Raw genomic sequence first — 20399 nt, forward strand, 5'->3', positions numbered from 1 at the left:
TTCCAACGAATCCTTTTATATAAAATTCTGGGATATAGTGATGTCTTTTTGAAAGAGTCAATTTTTTAAGGAGTTTCGTTAATATTGCTGGTAACGGTTTGCGGCTTGGCGAAGGTGGCGATTTTACCACAAATGTTCATACGAAGCACACACTTCAAATTTACGAAAAACTGTCATACGAAGCACTGAACCGCCACTTTTGCCAAACCGCTGTTACCAGCTGGCGTTCTGTCGTCCGTGTCCTGAAACGCTTTACTGTCAATGGTTTTAAGTCAGCCCTTATTTTTCTGTCGGGGTTTGCGTGTCGGGTATTTTTTATTTTCAAAGGGGGAGGAGATTTTTTTAATTCAATTTTTCTTGGGTCGGAAAAGCAAGCTCTTACCACAGCTTTGGTTTTGCGTTGGCATTGTGTGGCTGCGGTATGTGCTTGCTTTTTGGTTGGATTATTCTTTTTTCAACTTAAATCTTACTCCAACATAAATTTCTCGTCCCCGTGTCGGACCCCAAACGGAAGATGTGTCAAAGTATGGGCTGAACGGGTTTTGCCAACTGATTATCGGTTGTTTTTGTCGGAAGTCAAAAATGTTTTCGCAACCGGCATAAACTTCAAACTTTTTGAAGTTGTAAGTGAACTGTGCATTTAAAATTGTGTAAGGTTGTGAAAAGTCAGGTCGTTGAAATTCAGTCGGGTTTGATTTCGTGTCGGGCAAACGTTGTTCTCCATACCAATGTACATTTAAATCAAAGTGAAATTTGTTTGTCAATGGTTTGTAACTGAAAGTTGTCAGAACTTTGTGCATTGGGTTGAACGGCAATAACTGTTTGGTTTCTCCAATTTTTCTGTAAACATCCAAAAAGTTATACCCTGTTTTTAATTCAAATCGTCTGTAAATTTTTAAATACAATTCTGCCTGAAAACCATTGCTTACACTTATTCCTGTGAAGTTTTTTATAATTGCTTTAGTCGGGTCGGTGTCATAGTCGGGAAAAATTTGATTTTGAAAATCGGTTCGGTAAAAGTCCGCACTGAAATAGCCTGAAAGGTTGTTGTCTTTCGTTTCAAACTTTTGTGTCAGGTTTACGCCAAAGTTCACAGCCTTTTCGGGTTGTAATTGCTCGGCAAAAATGATGTCTCTTGAACTAACAAGCAATCCGATGTTTTCACTAAATAAGTTTGCCGTTCTCCAACCTGTTCCAACATTAGCCCGAACAATGGTTTTGGGTGCAATGTCGTATTTCAACAAAGTTCTTGGCGTAAACTGAAAACCGAATTGGTTGTGGAGGTCGCCCCGAACTCCTGCAATCCAAGTGAGTTTATTATTGAAAAATCGCATTGTATTTTCCGCAAAAAGTCCGGGAATATTTTCCAACCGTTGATAATTTCCTGCATAAGTCCGCAATAAAAATGTATCGGTAAATGCAATATCTTCATTCAAGTTCAAATGGCGGTAACTAATTCCTGTTTTCAAATCGTGTTTGGCATAGTTCAGTTCATACTGAATATTACCGTAAAAATTTGTTTGCTGTGCGTTGTATTTCACCGTGCCGAAAAAGGAGTTTTGCTGTTGGTGAAAAGCCGAGGCAAACAAAACGATGTTGTGTTTATCGTTTACACGATAAGCTGTCTTTGTCCAAATTTCAGGTTGGTTGATATTTACACTCTGTCCATAAATACTCGTGCTTCCTTTATCGCTTTCTGCATTGAAAAAAGTTTGCCCGCCAATGCGTTGTTCATTGAAAAAACGTAAACCAATTCGGCTGTTCCAACCCCAATCTTTTTCATTGCCGTATTTCCATTTGTTGGAAATCATATAACGGGTAAGCAAAGGCAAGTCAAGAAAATTGTCTTTGTCTCGGTCAATTTTGCTGGCAGGTTGCACAGTATGAAACGCTGTTAAGTTGCTCCATTTACCTTGCTTAAAAGCATAGTTGGCGTTAAAATGCTTCTCCCAAAAATTGTTCATATAAGCATTGAGCAACAAGCGGTCGGTTTTGTCAGGTTCTTTAGTTTCTACATTGATTTGTCCGCTTATGCTTTCATAACCCTGCAATACGCTGTTTGCACCTTTTGAAACATAGATATTGTCAACCAATGTGCCTGGAATACTGCTGATGCCATAAGTGTATGACAAACCTTGTATCAATGGAAAGCCGTCAATCAGCACCTGATTGTAAACGCCTGATAAACCCAAAATCCGCAACTCTTTTGAGTTCGTAATTACATTGGTCGTTTGAGGTTGCACAGTGGTTTGTGTTTCAAAACAACCTGCCAAATCGCAACAGGCGGCTTTACCAAGTTCTGTTTGTGTGATTTGCTCTGTCTTAATTGGCTTGATGTCTGAAATGATTACTCCGTCACGTTGCCCTTGAACAACCACTTCATTAAGTGTTTTTGTTTCTTGCAAACGGAACTCAACAAAGGTTTGACTGATAATTTCAATCGTGTCTGATGAATGCCCTACATAACTTGCAATGAGTTTTTTATTTGAAATGTCTTTGACGGAAATTTCAAACTCTCCTTTGTTTCCAGTGGTTACGCCAATAGTAGTGCCAATCCAATGGACACTTGCTCCTATGAGCGGTTCTTTTTTGTCGTTGGTTACTTTTCCTAAAATGTTTTGAGCCGAAATGCTAAACGGAAACAGTAAACCAACAATGAAGATGTATTTTTTCATTGCTCTATTTGTTTTAAAAAGGGGCAAGGCATTTTGCCTTACCCTGTTTACTGTTTCACTTTATACGGTCGCTCGTCTGGATTTTCGCAACTACCTGTATTTTCAATGGCTGCAAAAATTTCTTTTTCTGTTACCAATGCAGGATTGTATTTTACTTCAAATGTTGTTGTTGTGCCTTGTTTTCCAGCTTTGCAACTTCTCACACCATTCACTTTTTCCACGTTAGCGGAAATCATTTTTAAGTCCATTGAACAGGTGATACCCTTAACTTTTATGGTTGCAGTTTTCAAACTGTCCGCTGTTTGATTAGTTGTTGTTTGCGAAAACCCACTGTTTGCTGTGGCTGTCAATACGATGATAGCCAAAACGAATAATTTTATAAATTTCATTTTTTCTGATTTTAATTGTTTAACAAAAAAGAATTAATGCTCCGAAAAATTCTCGGTGCAAAGTTTAAAAGGTCGTTAAACAATTTTTGGCGGTTGCCAAAAGTCAGGAGCAAATTGTGATGTAAAAGTTGATTGGTATGTAAATTTTTCTTCTGAGAAAACTGTCGGTTTAGGAATACTAATTAATGGCAAATTGAAACAAACAAAAACACAAGAACTGCAAACCTGAAAAGGGTTACAGGATTTTCCGTCACAGTCGTTGTCTTTGTTTTGCTCTTGTGAGTTGTCATTGTCTGAAATCGGGGTGCATTGTCCACCACAACAAGTTTGTTCGGTGTCTGCCTGCAATGAAAGCAAATCAATTCCCGGCTTAACAGCAAGGAACAGAATAAAAGTTGCTAATATGAATGTCAATAGTTTCATTGCTGTGCAAAGATACGATTTGTTTCCGAAAGTCTAACCTGTGGGTCGGCAAAATTGGCTCTTTGGCTTTTGCCGAAGCGTTGGCTTTGAGTGTCGGGGCAAAAGCCAATGTGCCAATGCGGGCTGGCTAAAAATTGAATTAAAAAAAGTGCGGTGGGGAAAATAAAAAATACAGAAGGGTCGGGTAAGAGTGTTGGCTTACCTGTTGTTCTGTCGTTATAGGTCTGTTTGTCCTGTTCACTTGTTTTGTAAAGCGTTTTTGTCAGTCGGTAGGGTCGTTGTCTGCTGTGTCGGTGTCTTTTTACGCTTGCTGGTAACTCGTTTATACCCCCGAAAAAATCAGACCTAAACAAACCATTTGGGTGTATAAGTCTGATTTCATAGGGTTTTATAAAAGTAATACTTTTTTATAAATCATCAAACGGACTTTTGATATTTTGGATGCTTTTGGTACTTACATGCGTGTAAATCTCCGTCGTTTTACTACTGTTATGACCCAAAATCTCTTGAATGTACCGCAAATCCGTACCATTCTCTAGCAAATGGGTCGCAAAACTGTGCCGCAACCAATGCAACGTAACCGGTTTTTCTATCTTCGTTTTGGCCAACGCTTGCTTCAAAACACTCTGTAAACTCTTCTCCGAATAGGGTTCTCCCGGCCGCTGCCCCTCAAACAAATACACCTTCGGACGGTAATACCGATAGTACTCCCGCAACATCGGCAACAAACGCCCACTCAATGGAACAATCCGATCCTTTTTTCCCTTGCCCGGAGCAATAAAAATGAGACTCCGCTCCGAATCAATATGAACGGGCTTCAATTTCAACAGTTCCCCACACCGTAAGCCCCCCGAATAAATCAAACTCAACATCGCGCGATGCTTCAAATTTGTCGGCGCTTCAACCAATTCCTTCACCTCCGCCATACTCAATACATTCGGGAGCTTCTTCGCCCGCTTGGGCCGGTGAACTTTTTCGATTTCCAACTTCATATCTCGCTCCACTTGATAAAAAAGCTTGATCGCATTCACCACCTGGTTTTGATACGAAGCCGACAATTGCTGCGCCAAAATGTAGTTGTTGTTGAATTCAATCACATCGTCATGGGTCAAATCCAACACCGATTTTTCCTTGAAGTAGATGAAAAAAACTTTTAACGCATCATGGTACGTCGCCACCGTATTATCACTGTAGCGCTTCGATTGCAAATACCGACGAAACCGCTCCAAATACACTTGGGCTTGGGGACTGGGCAACCGAACTTCAGGCGGTAAAACATTGAAAATAAAACGATTCTCAAAGGTGTCAGGCACGTGCCAGCAAACATTGGACTGACTCCAACGCGCATCGGCAAACGTTTTAATCTCTTGAATTAACGATTGATTTTTCTCGAAAAATACACCAATACGAGAAACTCCTTTGTAGACAATTAATTTGGCATTCCATTTCATAATAGTAAGGCTTATAGATACATCACAAATATAGAAGGTTTAGGACCCCGTTTTACGGTTGTTGATAAAAGTTTTTGAAGAAAGAAATATCCCTAAAACACTGCTTATGAGTGTGATAATAAAACGGGTATGATGGCAAAAGACAGCGCCATTATCAAAAACTTTCCGTACCTTAGTGGCTCGATTTTTGACCGCATTTCATACCCGCAAAGGGCTCCATTTTAATTGGTATTCATAGATCTTATATGTTTAATCTTCATACGCATCGCTACACCAATTCGCCGCTAGGGGTTGAACTCGTAAATGAATATCCTTGGGCTTTTGAGGGAAAATCACCCGTTTACTCCATCGGAATTCATCCCTGGTATATTGATGAAAAAAAATGGCCCGAACATTTGGATATTGTAGCACACCACCTCACCCAAAAAGGCTGTTGGGCCATAGGCGAATGCGGTTTGGACAAACGAATTGAAGTCCCCTTTGATCTTCAGTGCGACGTTTTTAAAGCCCATCTTTTGTTGGCAGAACAACATCAAAAGCCTGTAGTACTTCACCTGGTTGGAGCCTTTCAGGAATTACTTTCGATAAAAAAACAATTGAAAATTTCGGTTCCACTCATTGTACATGGATTTTCCAAGAATGCCCAGCTGGCACAGGAACTCGTACGTCATGGATTGTACCTTTCGTTTGGGAAATACTTGTTGCGCAATCCCGATCTTCGCGAGGCGTTTCTAGCGGTCCCCGAAGACCGTATCTTTTTGGAGACCGATACGCTTGAAGAATCGATCGCCGCGGTATATGCCCAGGCCGCTCATTACCGTAACCTAGAGGTTAGCGAACTGGAACGGCAAATCGAACGAAATGTAGCCCACGTGTTTGGCGTGAAGTAGTGGCATGATCATAATCCGCCAAGAAGTTAACGACGCGCTTCTTTCTTCTCCTACCAATTCCTTATTTTTGCAGTCGATTTACAATGCATAACTCATAATTCATAACTCATAACTCATAACTCATAACTCATAATTCATAATTCATAACTCATAATTCCATAATCATGGCTGTTTGGCAAGAACGTGCAGAACTATTATTTAAAACGGAAGGTTTAGAAAAATTGCGTAAGGCAAATGTATTGGTCGTTGGTTTGGGAGGTGTAGGTTCGTTTGCCGCCGAATTTTTAGCGCGCGCTGGCGTTGGAAAAATGACTATTGTCGATGGCGATGTGGTTGATATTACCAACATTAACCGGCAGTTACCCGCTTTGCATTCTACGGTAGGTTTGCCTAAAGTCGAACTTATGGCAGCGCGGTTGTTGGATATTAACCCCGAACTAGAACTCACTCCTTTAAAAGAATTTTTATCGCCCGAACGCGCATTTGAGTTGGTGACACCCGAGTTTGACTATGTTTTGGATTGCATTGATAGTGTGACACCCAAGTTGAATTTGTTATTGGCCGCTAAGCGAAAAGGAGTGAAAGTAATTAGCAACATGGGTGCAGGAGGGAAGTATTTAGCGTCCAAAGTTAAAGTCACCGATATCAGCAAAACCGATTACTGTCCGTTGGCCAAACACGTGCGGAAACGTCTCAAAAAAGAGGGGATCTCGGGGGGTATCAAAGTGGTCTATTCCAGCGAACGTCCGGATTATGATAGTGTAAAACATACCGACGGAAGCAATTTCAAAAAGTCGTTTTATGGAACGAATTCTTGGATGCCTTGTTTATTCGGACTCCATGCCGCGGAAACTGTAGTACGTTATTTGTTGAAAAAATAATGACGCCACAACCCAAGATTCAAGTCCCACTCACCACCGCCGATCGACTGCTCGAAGGGGTAGCGCTGCTCCTGTTGCTGGGCTCCTGGATGTACGCCTTTGTTATGTATCCGAAATTGCCCGAAACGATTGCCATCCATTTTGATGGACAAGGGAATCCGGATGGTTATGGTGGAAAAATATTTTTTTGGGGCGAAACACTTGCGGGTACAGCACTCTATGCCTTGTTAACCTTTCTGGGGCGTCATCCCGAATGGTTTAATTATCCCGTGGCTATTACATCCAGCAATGCGCCACGACTTTACCATTGGGCTTTGCAAATGATGCGCAGTTTGAAAGTGGTTCTGGTGGGTATATTTGCCGCCATCCAATGGCAAACCGTTCAAGTGGCCCTCCGTCCTGATTTTTCGGGAACCTCCTATGTGATTGGTGGCATTTTGGTAGCGCTTTTCGGTACCATTTTTTATTATTTAATCCAACTCTTCAAACAAAGCTAATGCTAAAAACCGTCATTTTTGATATGGATGGGGTTATCGTTGATACCGAGCCCGTGCATCATTTTGCGTATCATCAACTTTTTGACCAATTAGGAATTACCGTTACCCCCGAAGTGTATGCTTCCTTTACGGGCAATTCTACTAAGAACATTTTTCAAAAACTCAAAACGCAATTCGAACTCCCACAAAGCGTTGAAGAGCTAGTGCAAGCCAAGCGCGATTTGTTTAATGCGGCGTTTGACCATAAAGAAGATTTAACGCTGCTCGATGGGGTGGAGCGTTTGATTAAAGAACTCAAAGCCCACGATATTCAACTTATTTTGGCATCGTCTTCGGCCAAAGTCACCATTCATCGGGTTTTCAATCGATTTGCATTGTTTCCCTATTTTGCCCATATTGTTTCGGGTGAAGATTTTCCGCAGTCCAAACCCCATCCGGCGATATTTCTGGAAGCGGTACGGTTGTCGCAACACCAAGCTCAAGAGTGTATCGTGATTGAGGACAGTACCAACGGAATTGCGGCCGCCAAAGGGGCTGATGTATTTTGTATTGGGTACGACAGCTTTCATTCCAAAAATCAAGATTATAGTCGTGCCGATTGGGTGGTCAAGCACTTTGACGAACTCTCCTTTGAAGCAATGGCGGCTCGTGTTTAATCGCGATCGGGAAAGGTATGTTTGGCTAAAACCCGGGAGCTGTCTTTGCGAACTTCGTGTTTTTTGCGCAGTCCCCACCAAAAATCGGTGGCTGCTTTTTGCGCTTCCTCCAAGGGAACAATCGGAAAAGGATAATCGTAACCCGGTTCAAAGTGATACAGCATTTGTTCAATAGGGGTTAACTTCCATGGCTCATGAATAAACGGCGCTGGAATATGGCGTAATTCAGGCACCCATTTGCGAATAAATGTTCCCTCAGCATCATGTTCGATCGAATTTTTGGTTGGATTGTATATCCGAATCATGTTGACTCCCGTAACCCCGGCCTGCATTTGAATCTGTGGATAATGAATACCCGGTTCAAAATCCAAAAACTGCCGCGCAAGATGGGGACTGCAATTTTGCCAAGGTTGCATCAAATGATGGGTGTAAAACGAAACGACCAACGCCCGCATTCGGAAATTAAGATAGCCCGTAGCATTCAAACAGCGCATGCAAGCATCGACCAATGGAACTCCAGTTTGCCCTGTACACCAAGCTTCGTGATAGGCTTCGTTTACAGGAAGTTGAATGTGCATATAGCCTTTGTTAACCGGATGAAATTCCATCGAACATTCCATTTCAAATTTTTGGATAAAATGGGCCTGCCACCGCAAACGAGAGGCGAAATTGTCAATCTGGCGTTTGAATTTTCCTTTTTGACGCGTGTTCCATGTCCATTGATAAATTTCCCGTATGGATAAGTTCCCCCAAGCAATATACGGCGATAAACGACTGCACCCCTTGCGTCCCAATTCGGGTTTGGAAATGTGACGACTGTAATTCTCAACGCGTTCTTGTAAAAAGGATTGAAGGTAGCGTAAACCCGTCCGTCGCCCTCCTTTTTGAAAAGGGGTATCGGTTGGGGTTTCTAACGTTGGAATCTTAAAATGAATTTCGAGTTTTTCAATTTCAGCATATTTCACAAACGATCGACCGTTGGCACTGAAGGGAAAGCAAGGTTTTTCCATGAAATCATACCAATCTTCTTTCCACGTTTGACGGTTGCGTAACCCTCGAATAACGCCGTTGGTTACGTATTCAAACCAAGGGATTCCATTGGCACGCAATAGCTCTGCCACAGCGATATCCCGATGAAATGTTCGTTGAATTCCCGTTTCTTGGTGCGAATAAACACCCGTAAGGCAACACCGGTCAATTAGCTTTTGAAAAACACTCGTAGCTTCTTCTTCCACCACCAATATTTGCGTGTGATAGGGCAGAAGTTCCTGTTGTAAATCCTGCAAGCTTTGTCGGATAAAATCAAAATGACGGGTGCTGTAATGGCAATCTTGTAGTAGGGAAGGTTCAAAAATATACAGCAAAAGCACCTTTTCCTTGCTTTCTAAGGCACGAAATAAAGCTTCGTGGTCCTGCAAGCGTAAGTCGCGTTTAAGCCATACAAGTTTCATGAGGTGTATCTTTGGGTTATCCTACTGCTGCTTTATATACCCGTAAACAGCGATCACGGGCTTCTTTGTGGTCGACAATGGGTTTGACATAATAGGGAGTGTCTACTTCGGGCACCCAATGACGAATGTATTTCCAGTCTTTATCAAATTTTTTTTGCTGCTCCGTTGGATTGAAAATGCGAAAGTACGGTGCGGCATCGACACCACTTCCTGCAGCCCATTGCCAATTGCCAACATTACTAGCCTGTTCGTAGTCGAGGAGTTTTAGGGCAAAATAACTTTCTCCCCAGCGCCAATCGATCAGGAGGTGTTTGCATAAAAAGCTGGCCGTAATCATGCGCACGCGATTGTGCATGTGTCCTGTGGCATTCAATTCCCGCATTCCCGCATCAACAATGGGATAACCTGTTTGACCTTGACACCATTTTTCAAACCAATCGGTATTGTTATCCCAGACAATTTCGTCGTATTTTGACTTAAAACTTTGTTGTACCGTATGTGGGAAATGCCATAGGATTTGCATAAAAAATTCACGCCAAATCAATTCATTCCAAAAAGTTTCGTTTTTCTCGGCTATAGCTTTAGCAATCATTTGCCGAATGGAAACGGCACCAAATCGTAAATAAATCCCCAAAAAAGAGGTTTTATTCAGCGCCGGAAAGTTGCGCGTAGCTTCGTAATTTTGAATCAACGTAGCCGAAATATCGTAAGGACGAACCGTTATTTTTGAGGGGGTAAATCCAATATCTTCCTTGGTCAAAAAAGGATAATCATGGGCCACCACTTGATGTAAAAGCGTCTCTGAAGGATGGTGGGTGAGGGAAATGGTTTTGAAACGTTCTTTCCAACGTCGGCTGTAAGGCGTATAAACCACATAAGGTGTTCCATCGTCTTTCACCACTTCACTTTTTTCAAAAATCACTTGATCTTTTGAGGTTTTAAAAGCAGTGTTGTGCGCTTGAAAAAGTTGGTGCAACGTTTTGTCACGTTTTCGCGCGTAAGGTTCGTAATCATGGTTGGTGTAAACGGTGTCGATGCTATGGTTTTTAACCAATGTGGCAAAAACAGTTTCGGGGGTACCATGAAAAACGGCCAATGATTTGCCCACCTGTTGTAAGGCGCTTTGTATTTCCTCCAAACAACGGTGAATGAAACTTACGCGGGCATCATCGGGAGGCAATTGCGAGAGAATGGTGGTGTCAAAAATGAAAATAGGCAAAACGGGATGGCCGCTGTTTAACGCATGAAACAAGCCAACATTGTCGGTTACCCGAAGGTCTCTTCGAAACCAAAAAATCGATATCTTATCCATTGACCAAAAGCGTAGACATTCCACCATCAACGGCAAAAACTTGTCCCGTAATCCAATTGCTCTGTTCGTGCAACAAAAAGGCTGTCATTTGAGCAATATCTTGGGGCGTTCCCACTTTTTTCATGGGGTTACGCAAAGCCGCTTTTTCCTTTTTTTCTTCCGAATTCAAAAATTTGTCCGCCAAAGGTGTATCGGTCAATGAAGGAGCGATTACATTCATGCGAACTTTGGGTGCATATTCGGCAGCAAACGCTTTGGCAAACCCTTCAATGGCTCCTTTGGCAGCGGCCACCGAAGTATGAAAGGGCATTCCCATTGTTGCGGCCACCGAACTGAATGCCACAACACTCGACTGCGGTGCTGCGGTGAGTTGGGGTAAAACCGTTTGCATTACTTTGACCAAACCTAAAAAGTTAATTTGTAGGTCGGACTCAAAGGCTTCGGGTTTTAAGCCCTTAAACGGTCGCAAATTGATGCTCCCCGGCAGGTACACCAAACCGTGAAGTTCGGCGGGTAACGCACTCGTATCCAAGCTATCTTGTGTAGCATCAAAGGGAATGTGGGTCAACTTTAAATCGCCCAAGTCTTCAGCACTTCGAGAAGCTACATAAAGGTTCGTTTCAAATTGCAATTGTTGGGCTAGGGCACGTCCAATTCCTTTGGAACCGCCAATGAGTAATATATTTTTCATAATTATTCTGATTTATATTCACCAAATAATTCGACTAGTTTTTGGGTTCGGTAGGCAAAAATTTGTTCCAATCGCGGACGAACCAACACGGGATGCATCAGTTGTCCCAGTACCCCCATAGGTAATTTGTAATCTACGATATCTTCCATTTCTACACCTCCGGGAATTTCTTTGAAAAAATGTTTGTGGTGCCATAAAGCATAGGGACCGAAACGTTGTTCATCTACAAAATATTCTTTGTCGATAACGTGCGTGATTTCAGTGACCCATTTCATTGGAATCCCTAAAAGCGGCGTCACAATATATTGAATGACCTGTCCGGGATACATTTTTCGATCGGCTCCTGAGAGGGTTTTGAACCCCATATCGTCGGGCGTAATCGTGTTCAAATTCATCGGATCGGAGAAGAAATCCCAGGCTTGCTCTAAAGTAATAGGCAATTTTTGTTTGGACTTCAAAGTGTATATCTTCATACGTATTTATTTTGGGTAAAGATATGCTTTGTTTAACAAACAGAAAAATAAGTTAAACAAAATTTATATTCATTTAAGTTTAAATTAACAGTTTGCCTACGGTGATTTAGTAATTTTGACGGTACTAAAAAACAGAACAAATGAAAAAACTAATCTATGCTGTCGCCTTTATGTTGGCTACCTATGCCATCGAAGCGCAAGTAAAAACACCACAACCGAGTCCGAAGACCACCGTGCAACAAGTCGTTGGTTTGACCGATGTTACTCTAGACTACTCCCGTCCCAGTGCCAAAGGGCGTACAATTTTTGGGGATTTGGTTCCTTTCGGGAAATTATGGAGAACGGGGGCCAATTTGAATTCGATGATCACCTTTTCGGATGATGTAACCATTGACGGGAAAGCATTACCAAAAGGAAAATATGCCTTATTTACAGTACCTAAAGCGGATAATTGGGAAATTATTTTTTACAAAACCACCGACAATTGGGGTACGCCCGAAGAGTTTAAAGAATCGGATGTTGCTTTACGTGCCAACGCCAAACCGATATTGACCGACCGTCGCGTTGAAACGTTTACCTTAAGCATTGGAAATATTTCCAATGATGCAGCGGACTTGGAAATTGCTTGGGAGAAAACGTTTGTAGCGTTAAAATTTGAAGTACCTTCCAAAAAAGCGGCTATGGCGAGTATTGCCAAAGTATTGGCGGGACCCACGGCAGGCGATTATTTCTCTGCAGCACAGTACTATTACCAAGCCAATATTGACCACAACAAAGCTTTGGAGTTTATTAATAAAGCCATCGGAATGGTTAAACCCGGCGAAGATGCACCGTTTTGGCACTTGCGTTTAAAATCGTTGATTCAAGCGAAGTTAGGCGATAAAAAAGGAGCTATCGAAACAGCTAAATTGTCACTGGCGGGTGCTCAAAAAGAGAAAAACGACGATTATGTCAAAATGAATAACGATTCCATTAAAGAGTGGAGTAAATAAAATGAAGGCCCCGATAAGGGGCTTTTTTTTTGAAGTATCTTTGCAGAATGAAGCCCAAAGTGCGTAAAAACCGAAAAATTGAAGAACGATACAACGTCATCACGCACGGGTTAGGTACGGTATTATCCTGTGTAGCACTTTTTATGTTGTTTCAAAAGAGTAAGCACTACTCGGATGGGGTGACATCCTTTGCCGCAATGCTATTTGGGGGGAGTTTATTGCTGTTGTATGGCGCTTCAACGTATTACCATGCCGTTTGGCGTTTGCGTCATAAAAAATGGGGGCAACGGCTGGATCATTTGAGCATTTATGTACTTATTGCCGGTACGTATACACCAGTGGTTTTGGTGGGAATTCAGGGCGCGTGGGGTTGGACGTTGTTGGGGCTCATTTGGACCTTAGCTCTTGTTGGTTTTGGATTTAAATTTTCGCGTTTTCGCCACCACGAACGTATTTCACTAGGTTTGTATGCCTTGATGGGCTGGCTTTGCATCATTGCTCTCGACCCAATGGTAGAACGACTATCCCGAGAAGCGCTTATTGGAATTGCCCTAGGAGGTTTCTTTTACACCGCGGGGATTTACTTTTATGCCAACGATCGAAAACGATATTATCATCCCATTTGGCACCTCTTTGTGTTGGGAGGAAGTGCCAGTCATTTTGCAGCGATTTATTACTTTATCCTGCCCTAAGTCAAGGTTGTTTCCTCGGTAATCTCAAGGGTAGAAGGCGCTTTGGGTTGTGTTTTTTGAATCAACCACGATAAGGTGATGGTGAGCATAGCACCAATAAAGTTTAACCACAAGAAACTCACCACATCCAAATAATAGATGTAAAAAATCAGTAATTGACAGAGTACCGCCCCGTAGAAAATCGCATGGGCTTTTATCGAACGGATGTAGAAGCCTACTAAGAAAATACCCAATACCGTACCATAGAAAATAGATCCAACGATGTTGACCAATTGAATCAAGTTTTCAAAAAGCGTTCCTACACAGGCAAACAAAATGGCAATTACGCCCCAAAGCAGCGTAAAATAGCGGGTGGCCATCACATAATGGCGATCGCTCTTTTCTGTTTTTAAATTGCGCTTGTAAATATCAATCGCCGTGGTCGACGCCAAGGCATTTAAGCCCGAAGCCGATGAGGACATAGCCGCAGAGAGAATAACAGCCAAGAGTAAACCAATCAATCCCTTGGGAAGGTAGTTCAATATAAAATACAAAAACACATAATCTTTATCGTTGGTCTCCGCTTTAGGGTCGGCTTTGGCAATAAGTTCTTTGGCTTGGTCGCGAAGATCACGCTCTTTCCCCGAAATAGCCGTCAAACGATTGCGTAATATGGGATTATCGTAATTTTGATTAAGATGGTCGATGTACAGTAAATTGTATTCTTTTTTCTCCTCCGTCAACGCTTTTAATTGCTCTTCCAATTGCTGGTATTGCTGGGCATACGGCGATTTTTCAATGGTCGCTTTGTTGACAGGGTTAAAATTTAAAGGTACTTCATGAAATTGGAAGAACACAAACACCATGACGCCAATCAAAAGAATAAAGAACTGCATGGGAACCTTTAAAAAACCGTTCATAATTAAGCCCATCTGACTTTCTTTATCTGATTTCCCTGAAAGATAGCGTCCAACCTGCGATTGATCGGTACCGAAATAGGCTAAGCTCAAGAAAAAACCACCAGCGATTCCGCTCCAAATGGTGTATCGAGTCTCGGGATCAAAAGAAAAATCAACGATATTCATTTTCTCATTGGCGCCGGCGATATGCAACGCATTCGAAAAAGTCATATCGTTGGGCAACATATATAAAATGAGAAAGAATGTAATAAACATCCCACTCATAATGACAAACATCTGTTGTTTTTGCGTTACGTTGACCGCTTTAGTTCCTCCCGAAAAGGTATAAATAATCACGAGGATGCCTATGATGACGTTGAGTAACGTTAGATTCCACCCCAAAAGTGTAGATAAAATGATGGAGGGGGCATAAATAGTGAGTCCCGTTCCCAATCCCCGTTGGATCAAAAAGAGAATGGAGGCGAGCGATCGGGTTTTTAAATCAAATCGCTGTTCCAAGTACTCGTAGGCAGTGTAAACACGCAATTTATGGTAAATGGGTATAAAGGTGAGCGATATAACCACCATAGCAATGGGCAAACCAAAGTAGAATTGTACAAACCCCATGCCGTCATGGTACGCTTGCCCGGGTGTTGAGAGAAACGTTATGGCACTGGCTTGTGTAGCCATAACCGAAATGCCTACCGTAAACCAATTGGTTTGTTTGTTGCCTAAAATATACTCTTCGACATTACGGCTTCCTTGCGTTTTATACACCCCATACACTACAATCGTGAGTAGCGTGACCGATAAAATAATCCAATCGATTTGCTGCATCTAGGAGTAATTTTGCATGAGTAAAAAGAAAATTAAGATATACACAGCGTTAATTACCAACAACCATGTGTATCGATTGGTCCAGCGGGATTCGTTGTCTGATTTCATACGCATTTATTTTCCGGCCGAAATTAAATTGGCCAATAAGCGATAAGCCCCTGGAACTCCTTCTGGAAGCTCGCGGAAAAAGCTTAACCCAGTGTAAATATACGTTCCTTTTCCATAAGTTGCGACCAATAAGGCACCGTCTTTGGGTTTTTCTCCTGTATCATTTGCCGAAAGGAGCGCTGTATATTGACGATCCCATTCGCTTGGGTAATAGAGTCCTTGTTCTTGTTTCCACCCTTTGAAATCTGCTGCAGTGAGCTTGTTGGGACTTGTCATGATGCGATGGTTAGGCTGTAGGAAGCGAACTTCGGCGGTTTCTTCGGTAACGCGATCGCGAGAAATTTTGATCGGGTAGGGAGCAAAATCTTTGGTCACAAAATCATCCAAGGTGTTGTATTGGACAATCAACGTTTTTCCATTTTTAACAAAATCCAACAATAACGCTTGTTTGTAGGCTAAGGCATTGACCACATTATAGGCCCGAATTCCCGTAATCACCACATCAAAAGCTTCTAACGTTTGGGCCGTCAAGGATTCGGGTTGCAAAAGCGTGACCGAATATCCCATTTGTTGTAAACTGGTGGGGACTTCATCTCCAGCCCCCATGATATAGCCGATTTTTTCATCATTGGTTTTGATATCCAACTTGATCGCTTTGGCCGTCGCGGATTTCAATACCATTTGTTTGTAAATATGCGGGTACTGAATGTCTACTTTATCCCAAGAATAGGTTGCTTCACCCAAGGTAACCACACTCTGAATAACCGCTTCTGAAGCTTCTTTCGGTGGCGTAAGCGTAAAGGTCAGCGTAGACGTTTCGCCTTTTCGTTGGAGCGAAAAAGGAATCGATTCGGGGGTTATCTTCCATGAAGCGGGAACTTCCACACGAACGGTTCCAGTGATGTTGTCTTTTCCTGCTTTGACGACAACTTGAACATCTCGCGCTTTACTTTTGGGAAAAATCATCACCTTGTCTTTGAGTGTCGAAGTCACCGCAGGTACGATATCGAGCGGCTGGTAAACTTCGCCTTTGACATCGTCATTATATTTATACACCACCTTTTTGGTATAAGGAATTGCAACACCTAAAACCGAAAAGGTAAACGTAACGCTTGTTGGGCGCTCCACATCGGGTTTGCCACGACGGGTTAGCGCTGCAACGGTATACATTCCCAAACTTGCGGATTCTTCCAAATAGTAGGGCGCGGTGTAGGGATAATTGGCTGGCAATGTCCATGAAAAACTATGGGTCTTGGCCTGATTGTAGGGAAGCACGACATTGTTCCACTCCACTGGGGTTGGGGGATAGGTTTCTATTCGTGTCAATTGTATAGCTGCTGTACTTCGGTTGATGGCTTCGACTTTAACTCCAAGAGTGCTTCCGGGAGTTGTCTCTTGGCTGTCGGCTACGGCTTCTACATAAAGTCCGGCGCAGGCTGCAATAATTCGTTTGATTTCCTCCGATTTTTGTTCCCGCCAAAACGGGTCTGAAAGTTGTTGAATTAAGGCATACGCTTTTACCAAATCCGGGAGACTCGCTGCAGGATTGTTGAAATTGAATGACTTTTGAACGCCTTCCAAAAGCTCCCCAATAGGTTTTCCTTCGGGCAAACGGTTCCATGTGGTATCGATGCCTTCAAACAAGTTGGACGAAGCCACGGGTTTATCGCCTTTTAACCATTCCAAATATTCCATTTCACTGCCGCGCGTGCCCGTATTTCCGAAACCTTGGGATTGGTGGCAACTGCGACTCAAAGCAGCGATTTCTTGGTTGGATTTTCCATTGTAGGGATAAAAAACACCGATGTCAAAGCCTGTTAAATTGGACTTATCGGCTTTTTCAAATTTTTCTCTACTGCCATAAAACCACCACGAGGTATTGAAATAAATTCGTTTGGGTTGCCAAAGTTGTGTAAACGCCAATTGCTCAGGAAAAGCGGCAGCTGCTGCACTAAGTTCAAAAGCCTCCAATGCCAATTGTGCTGAAGCGGTATGGTGTCCGTGGGTGGTTCCCGGAGAACGATGGTCAAAACGGTTGATGATAATATCGGGACGAAATTGACGGATCACCCAAACCATATCGCTGAGTACTTGTTCTTTATCCCATATAGCAAGAGTTTCCGTTGGGTTTTTAGAAAAACCAAAATCGTTAGCTCGGGTGAAATATTGTTCTCCGCCGTCAATTTTTCGCGCTTCAATCAACTCTTGTGTGCGAATAACCCCCAGCAGCTCTCGTAATTCGGGTCCGATTAGATTTTGACCGCCATCACCGCGAGTGAGCGACAAATACCCTGTTCGGGCATGAACATGATTGGCAAGATAAGCGATGAGTCGGGTGTTTTCATCATCGGGATGCGCAGCTACATAAAGCACATTTCCCAGGAAATTTAACTTTTCAATTTGATGATAAATGTCAGAAGCACTTGGTTTTTCAGGACGTTGGGCTGAGGCTATAAAGCCCATCCAAACCAAAGCTACCCACCAAAACGATTGACGCATGAGTACACTTTTTGATTTCATTCAAAAGTAAGGATTTCCCCGGAGTGGGATTTTGTTTTTCGTTTTCTTTAACAAAAATAGAAAAGGGAACTATGAGGATACTACGGACGCATTTTCAAGTCCAATTCCATTGTCCGATAAAAGGCAATAGAGCCACAATAAGCTGGGTGAAAAAGGAGGTGAATAGGCGAGGAAAAGATTATTTTATTCCAAAGATTGATGAAGGAAAAAATGTGACTTTGAAAACGATAGCTTCATCCTTTAATCCCAATAGTCTTAATCCGTAAATTCCCGTGGGTCGGCCTCATGTTGCACTATTGAGATCCCTTTTTGAAGTAAGAGGTTGTTGGGATACGTAATGCGTTCGCCTTCACGAGTGCGTAAATCCACATGAAAAGCATTGATGTCTTCAATTTCTCCTTCTACGGGAAAATCTTTGTCGTGAATTTTAATCACGTCACCAATTTTAAACGGAAAAAAGAAAAAGAGAATCACACCCGAAGTCACATTACTCAGAATTGACCATTGCGCAAACATAGCCACTCCAATTACGGTGGTGACCGAGGAGACTGTGAGAAAAATATCTTCTTGTTGCACGCCCCAAATGATGATTAGAGCAATAAAAGCAACGATGTTAATCAGTAAATTGATGTATTTGATTACCAGATTAGTACGGTGCTCGAGCGTGTGGTTATTTTGGGCATAACGACGAACGAGTTTTGCCATCACCACGCGTAAGACAATCACTGCAATAATGACGATTAATGTCGCGATAATTTCAGCGGAAAAACGTTGGAAATCCATATTATAAATGACCTTCTGCGTTGCGTTGGTTGATATAATTAAGTTGGTGCTCGGCTACATAATTCCGAAAAATCGCCACCAACGAATCGTAATACTTTTTTAAATGTTGTACGTTAATTTCCGGATTTTGATCCACCGGAATCGTCACAGGCATTTCGTTGAGGTATTGGTGCAACTCGGGATAATTATCGCGAATTACCATGGTAATTTTTAAAATCTTGGCATTGAGCTCTTGTTCCGTTTCCATGAATTGAATCGGTATTTTTTATCCCCTTAAAAGTACAACTATTTTAAGTAGTGTGTTGTTAAAAAGCGATAAACTTTTTCAGTGGGTAAACCGACCACATTGGTATATGATCCTTCAATTTTGGCGATTCCAGTAAGTCCAATCCAATCCTGAATTCCATAAGCACCAGCCTTGTCAAAGGGTTGGTATCGGTTGAGGTAGTAATGAATGGCCTCCAAATCAAGCGAAGCAAAGGTTACTTTTGTAGTGTCAAACAGCAACTCCTCCGACCTTGTCGTTTTAAAACATACGGAAGTGATTACCTCGTGGGTCACTCCCGACAATTGTTGTAACATGGCTACAGCATCGTCATAATTTTTAGGTTTTCCCAACGCTTGATTGTTGAGCCAAACCAAGGTGTCGCTGGTAATTAGCAATTCGTCATCGGCCAACAAACCTTCAAAAGCGCGGGCTTTTTCGCGTGCAATATGGTTGGTGATTTCCTCAGCGCGCAAGGTTTCGGGATACACTTCGTCAATTTCTTTGAGTCGAATTTCAAAGTCCAAGTCCAATTCCTTGAAGAACTGTTGCCGTCGGGGCGAACCCGAAGCAAGGATGATTTTAAACGGTTTGGGCATTTTGAATCACGTTATAGGTGAGTACTGCAATGGAGAGGATACCAAAAAAGAAAATCAATTTGAGGACGCGACTCATCAATCGATAATCGGCTTTTTCTCGCGCCGACCACGCCTTAATCGCCACCCAAAATAAGGGCGCAATTACCGTGACAGTGGCATAAATTACGGTAATCCAAAGTTTGTATTCCAATACCTGAGTAAACGTATAGATTAGCAAAACAGCACCCGCCGCAAGCGCAATGAGGGCGGTAACATAATTCGTTTTTTGCTGCCCCAAAACAATAGGTAAGGTTTGTAACCCTTCTTGCTGGTCGCCTTCAATATCTTCTTGGTCTTTAATGATTTCACGTAAAAAGGTGAGTACCACGGCAAATAACGCGTAATCTTTGAGCATGTCAAACATGACTTTCATCGTTTGCCGATTGCCATCGTAGGTGACCGGATAGAGGTCAAAAATCACGATAAATAAGATACTTGCACCGGCCAACAAGGCCACCACCAAATTTCCGATAACAGGCATTTGTTTGAGTGAAGCGGCATACACATACAGCAGGGCTACTACCAAAACGTAGAACACCGCAAATCCAGGTTTTTCAATCACATTGGATAGATAAAAGCCCAAGGCTACGCCCAAAATTGAGAGCGCTCCGTAAGCATAGTAGCCTTTTTCTTCCGAAATGGAAACCCCAATGATACGGCGCTCTGGTTTGTTGTGTGCATCGACCTCTTGATCAAAAATATCATTAATTACATAACCTCCAGCCGCGATGCATACCATGGCTAAAATAAAAAGACTGTATTCGATATCGGTTAAGGCTAAAAAGATATTTTGTTGCATCAAAAAACCATACCGGAAAATGAGGAGCATAAAGGCTAGTAAAAGTAAATTCTGAAACCGTATAAGTTTGAAGTAGTTCATGGTAGTATATTCAATGA

20 protein-coding genes are annotated in these 20399 nt (G+C 42.3%); 6 read left to right on the forward strand and 14 right to left on the reverse strand.

Annotated elements, in window-relative coordinates; genetic code table 11:
• Positions 1 to 443: 443 nt before the first annotated feature.
• From BUC17_RS13075 to xerA, 4 genes are all read right to left on the reverse strand, one after another.
• Complete coding sequence (locus BUC17_RS13075; protein ID WP_073365239.1) at positions 444 to 2675, reverse strand: TonB-dependent receptor; 2232 nt, start codon at positions 2673 to 2675, stop codon at positions 444 to 446.
• A gap of 47 nt (positions 2676 to 2722) precedes the next feature.
• Entirely contained in the window at positions 2723 to 3064 is a 342-nt protein-coding gene (locus BUC17_RS13080; protein ID WP_073365241.1) for a heavy-metal-associated domain-containing protein, read from the reverse strand.
• 75 nt (positions 3065 to 3139) lie between these two features.
• A complete protein-coding gene (locus BUC17_RS13085; protein ID WP_073365243.1) occupies positions 3140 to 3487 on the reverse strand; it encodes a hypothetical protein in 348 nt (115 codons plus the stop codon).
• 407 nt (positions 3488 to 3894) lie between these two features.
• A complete protein-coding gene (gene xerA, locus BUC17_RS13090; RefSeq protein WP_073365245.1) occupies positions 3895 to 4938 on the reverse strand; it encodes a site-specific tyrosine recombinase/integron integrase in 1044 nt (347 codons plus the stop codon).
• Between the two features lie 245 nt (positions 4939 to 5183).
• Here xerA and BUC17_RS13095 point away from each other — a divergent pair, with 245 nt between their 5' ends.
• The 4 genes from BUC17_RS13095 to BUC17_RS13110 all read left to right on the forward strand — a co-directional run bounded on the left by BUC17_RS13095 (position 5184) and on the right by BUC17_RS13110 (position 7862).
• Complete coding sequence (locus BUC17_RS13095; protein ID WP_073365247.1) at positions 5184 to 5828, forward strand: TatD family hydrolase; 645 nt, start codon at positions 5184 to 5186, stop codon at positions 5826 to 5828.
• Positions 5829 to 5992: 164 nt separating this feature from the next.
• Positions 5993 to 6709, forward strand: coding sequence for a tRNA threonylcarbamoyladenosine dehydratase (locus BUC17_RS13100; protein ID WP_073365249.1), 717 nt, complete (start codon positions 5993 to 5995; stop codon positions 6707 to 6709).
• Positions 6709 to 7206 (forward strand): DUF1648 domain-containing protein, encoded by a 498-nt coding sequence (locus BUC17_RS13105; RefSeq protein ID WP_073365251.1) that lies wholly within the window; start codon positions 6709 to 6711, stop codon positions 7204 to 7206. Before BUC17_RS13100 ends, BUC17_RS13105 begins: the two co-directional genes overlap by 1 nt.
• Entirely contained in the window at positions 7206 to 7862 is a 657-nt protein-coding gene (locus BUC17_RS13110; protein WP_073365253.1) for an HAD family hydrolase, read from the forward strand. Before BUC17_RS13105 ends, BUC17_RS13110 begins: the two co-directional genes overlap by 1 nt.
• On the opposite strand, the gene BUC17_RS13115 is transcribed toward BUC17_RS13110, so the two are convergent.
• Genes BUC17_RS13115 through BUC17_RS13130 form a run of 4 tightly spaced genes read right to left on the reverse strand, consistent with a single transcriptional unit; the run spans position 7859 to position 11789 of the window.
• On the reverse strand, positions 7859 to 9313 hold the full coding sequence (locus BUC17_RS13115) for an FAD-binding domain-containing protein (protein WP_073365255.1): 1455 nt from the start codon (positions 9311 to 9313) through the stop codon (positions 7859 to 7861). The two genes, BUC17_RS13110 and BUC17_RS13115, sit on opposite strands and share 4 nt — an antisense overlap.
• 16 nt (positions 9314 to 9329) lie before the next feature.
• A complete protein-coding gene (locus BUC17_RS13120) occupies positions 9330 to 10625 on the reverse strand; it encodes a cryptochrome/photolyase family protein (RefSeq protein WP_073365257.1) in 1296 nt (431 codons plus the stop codon).
• A complete protein-coding gene (locus tag BUC17_RS13125) occupies positions 10618 to 11316 on the reverse strand; it encodes an SDR family NAD(P)-dependent oxidoreductase (RefSeq protein WP_083544984.1) in 699 nt (232 codons plus the stop codon). The genes BUC17_RS13120 and BUC17_RS13125 overlap by 8 nt, the downstream gene beginning before the upstream one ends.
• 2 nt (positions 11317 to 11318) lie before the next feature.
• On the reverse strand, positions 11319 to 11789 hold the full coding sequence (locus BUC17_RS13130) for an SRPBCC family protein (protein WP_073365261.1): 471 nt from the start codon (positions 11787 to 11789) through the stop codon (positions 11319 to 11321).
• Between the two features lie 140 nt (positions 11790 to 11929).
• Between BUC17_RS13130 and BUC17_RS13135 the strand changes: the two genes are divergently transcribed.
• Together BUC17_RS13135 and trhA are read left to right on the forward strand one after the other, a co-directional pair.
• Positions 11930 to 12781: a DUF2911 domain-containing protein gene (locus BUC17_RS13135; protein WP_073365263.1), complete on the forward strand. Its 852-nt coding sequence runs from the start codon at positions 11930 to 11932 to the stop codon at positions 12779 to 12781.
• A 47-nt stretch (positions 12782 to 12828) separates the two neighbouring features.
• The gene (trhA, locus tag BUC17_RS13140; RefSeq protein WP_073365265.1) at positions 12829 to 13473 is read left to right on the forward strand and encodes a PAQR family membrane homeostasis protein TrhA; all 645 of its coding nucleotides are present in this window, start codon (positions 12829 to 12831) and stop codon (positions 13471 to 13473) included.
• Here the strand turns inward: trhA and BUC17_RS13145 are convergent.
• The 6 genes from BUC17_RS13145 to BUC17_RS13175 form a co-directional block, all read right to left on the reverse strand.
• Complete coding sequence (locus BUC17_RS13145) at positions 13470 to 15188, reverse strand: sodium:solute symporter family protein (protein ID WP_073365267.1); 1719 nt, start codon at positions 15186 to 15188, stop codon at positions 13470 to 13472. The two genes, trhA and BUC17_RS13145, sit on opposite strands and share 4 nt — an antisense overlap.
• A gap of 114 nt (positions 15189 to 15302) precedes the next feature.
• Entirely contained in the window at positions 15303 to 17795 is a 2493-nt protein-coding gene (locus BUC17_RS13150; protein WP_073365269.1) for a PIG-L family deacetylase, read from the reverse strand.
• 276 nt (positions 17796 to 18071) lie between these two features.
• Entirely contained in the window at positions 18072 to 18599 is a 528-nt protein-coding gene (locus BUC17_RS13160) for a mechanosensitive ion channel family protein (RefSeq protein ID WP_073365273.1), read from the reverse strand.
• Position 18600: 1 nt separating this feature from the next.
• Positions 18601 to 18846 carry a hypothetical protein gene (locus BUC17_RS13165; protein WP_073365275.1) on the reverse strand — a complete coding sequence of 82 codons (246 nt, stop codon included), beginning with the start codon at positions 18844 to 18846 and terminating at the stop codon, positions 18601 to 18603.
• Between the two features lie 38 nt (positions 18847 to 18884).
• A complete protein-coding gene (locus tag BUC17_RS13170; RefSeq protein ID WP_073365277.1) occupies positions 18885 to 19463 on the reverse strand; it encodes a Maf family nucleotide pyrophosphatase in 579 nt (192 codons plus the stop codon).
• Entirely contained in the window at positions 19447 to 20382 is a 936-nt protein-coding gene (locus BUC17_RS13175) for a geranylgeranylglycerol-phosphate geranylgeranyltransferase (RefSeq protein WP_073365279.1), read from the reverse strand. Before BUC17_RS13175 ends, BUC17_RS13170 begins: the two co-directional genes overlap by 17 nt.
• Between the last annotated feature and the right edge of the window lie 17 nt (positions 20383 to 20399).

This window comes from Flavobacterium fontis, from assembly GCF_900129405.1.
GTDB lineage: Bacteria > Bacteroidota > Bacteroidia > Flavobacteriales > Flavobacteriaceae > Flavobacterium > Flavobacterium fontis.

Coding starts and splice junctions, on each gene's coding strand:
- BUC17_RS13075 (WP_073365239.1), bottom strand. CDS start 2,675: ATGAAAAAATACATCTTCATTGTTGGTTTACTGTTTCCGTTTAGCATT.
- BUC17_RS13080 (WP_073365241.1), bottom strand. CDS start 3,064: ATGAAATTTATAAAATTATTCGTTTTGGCTATCATCGTATTGACAGCC.
- BUC17_RS13085 (WP_073365243.1), bottom strand. CDS start 3,487: ATGAAACTATTGACATTCATATTAGCAACTTTTATTCTGTTCCTTGCT.
- xerA (WP_073365245.1), bottom strand. CDS start 4,938: ATGAAATGGAATGCCAAATTAATTGTCTACAAAGGAGTTTCTCGTATT.
- BUC17_RS13095 (WP_073365247.1), top strand. CDS start 5,184: ATGTTTAATCTTCATACGCATCGCTACACCAATTCGCCGCTAGGGGTT.
- BUC17_RS13100 (WP_073365249.1), top strand. CDS start 5,993: ATGGCTGTTTGGCAAGAACGTGCAGAACTATTATTTAAAACGGAAGGT.
- BUC17_RS13105 (WP_073365251.1), top strand. CDS start 6,709: ATGACGCCACAACCCAAGATTCAAGTCCCACTCACCACCGCCGATCGA.
- BUC17_RS13110 (WP_073365253.1), top strand. CDS start 7,206: ATGCTAAAAACCGTCATTTTTGATATGGATGGGGTTATCGTTGATACC.
- BUC17_RS13115 (WP_073365255.1), bottom strand. CDS start 9,313: ATGAAACTTGTATGGCTTAAACGCGACTTACGCTTGCAGGACCACGAA.
- BUC17_RS13120 (WP_073365257.1), bottom strand. CDS start 10,625: ATGGATAAGATATCGATTTTTTGGTTTCGAAGAGACCTTCGGGTAACC.
- BUC17_RS13125 (WP_083544984.1), bottom strand. CDS start 11,316: ATGAAAAATATATTACTCATTGGCGGTTCCAAAGGAATTGGACGTGCC.
- BUC17_RS13130 (WP_073365261.1), bottom strand. CDS start 11,789: ATGAAGATATACACTTTGAAGTCCAAACAAAAATTGCCTATTACTTTA.
- BUC17_RS13135 (WP_073365263.1), top strand. CDS start 11,930: ATGAAAAAACTAATCTATGCTGTCGCCTTTATGTTGGCTACCTATGCC.
- trhA (WP_073365265.1), top strand. CDS start 12,829: ATGAAGCCCAAAGTGCGTAAAAACCGAAAAATTGAAGAACGATACAAC.
- BUC17_RS13145 (WP_073365267.1), bottom strand. CDS start 15,188: ATGCAGCAAATCGATTGGATTATTTTATCGGTCACGCTACTCACGATT.
- BUC17_RS13150 (WP_073365269.1), bottom strand. CDS start 17,795: ATGCGTCAATCGTTTTGGTGGGTAGCTTTGGTTTGGATGGGCTTTATA.
- BUC17_RS13160 (WP_073365273.1), bottom strand. CDS start 18,599: ATGGATTTCCAACGTTTTTCCGCTGAAATTATCGCGACATTAATCGTC.
- BUC17_RS13165 (WP_073365275.1), bottom strand. CDS start 18,846: ATGGAAACGGAACAAGAGCTCAATGCCAAGATTTTAAAAATTACCATG.
- BUC17_RS13170 (WP_073365277.1), bottom strand. CDS start 19,463: ATGCCCAAACCGTTTAAAATCATCCTTGCTTCGGGTTCGCCCCGACGG.
- BUC17_RS13175 (WP_073365279.1), bottom strand. CDS start 20,382: ATGAACTACTTCAAACTTATACGGTTTCAGAATTTACTTTTACTAGCC.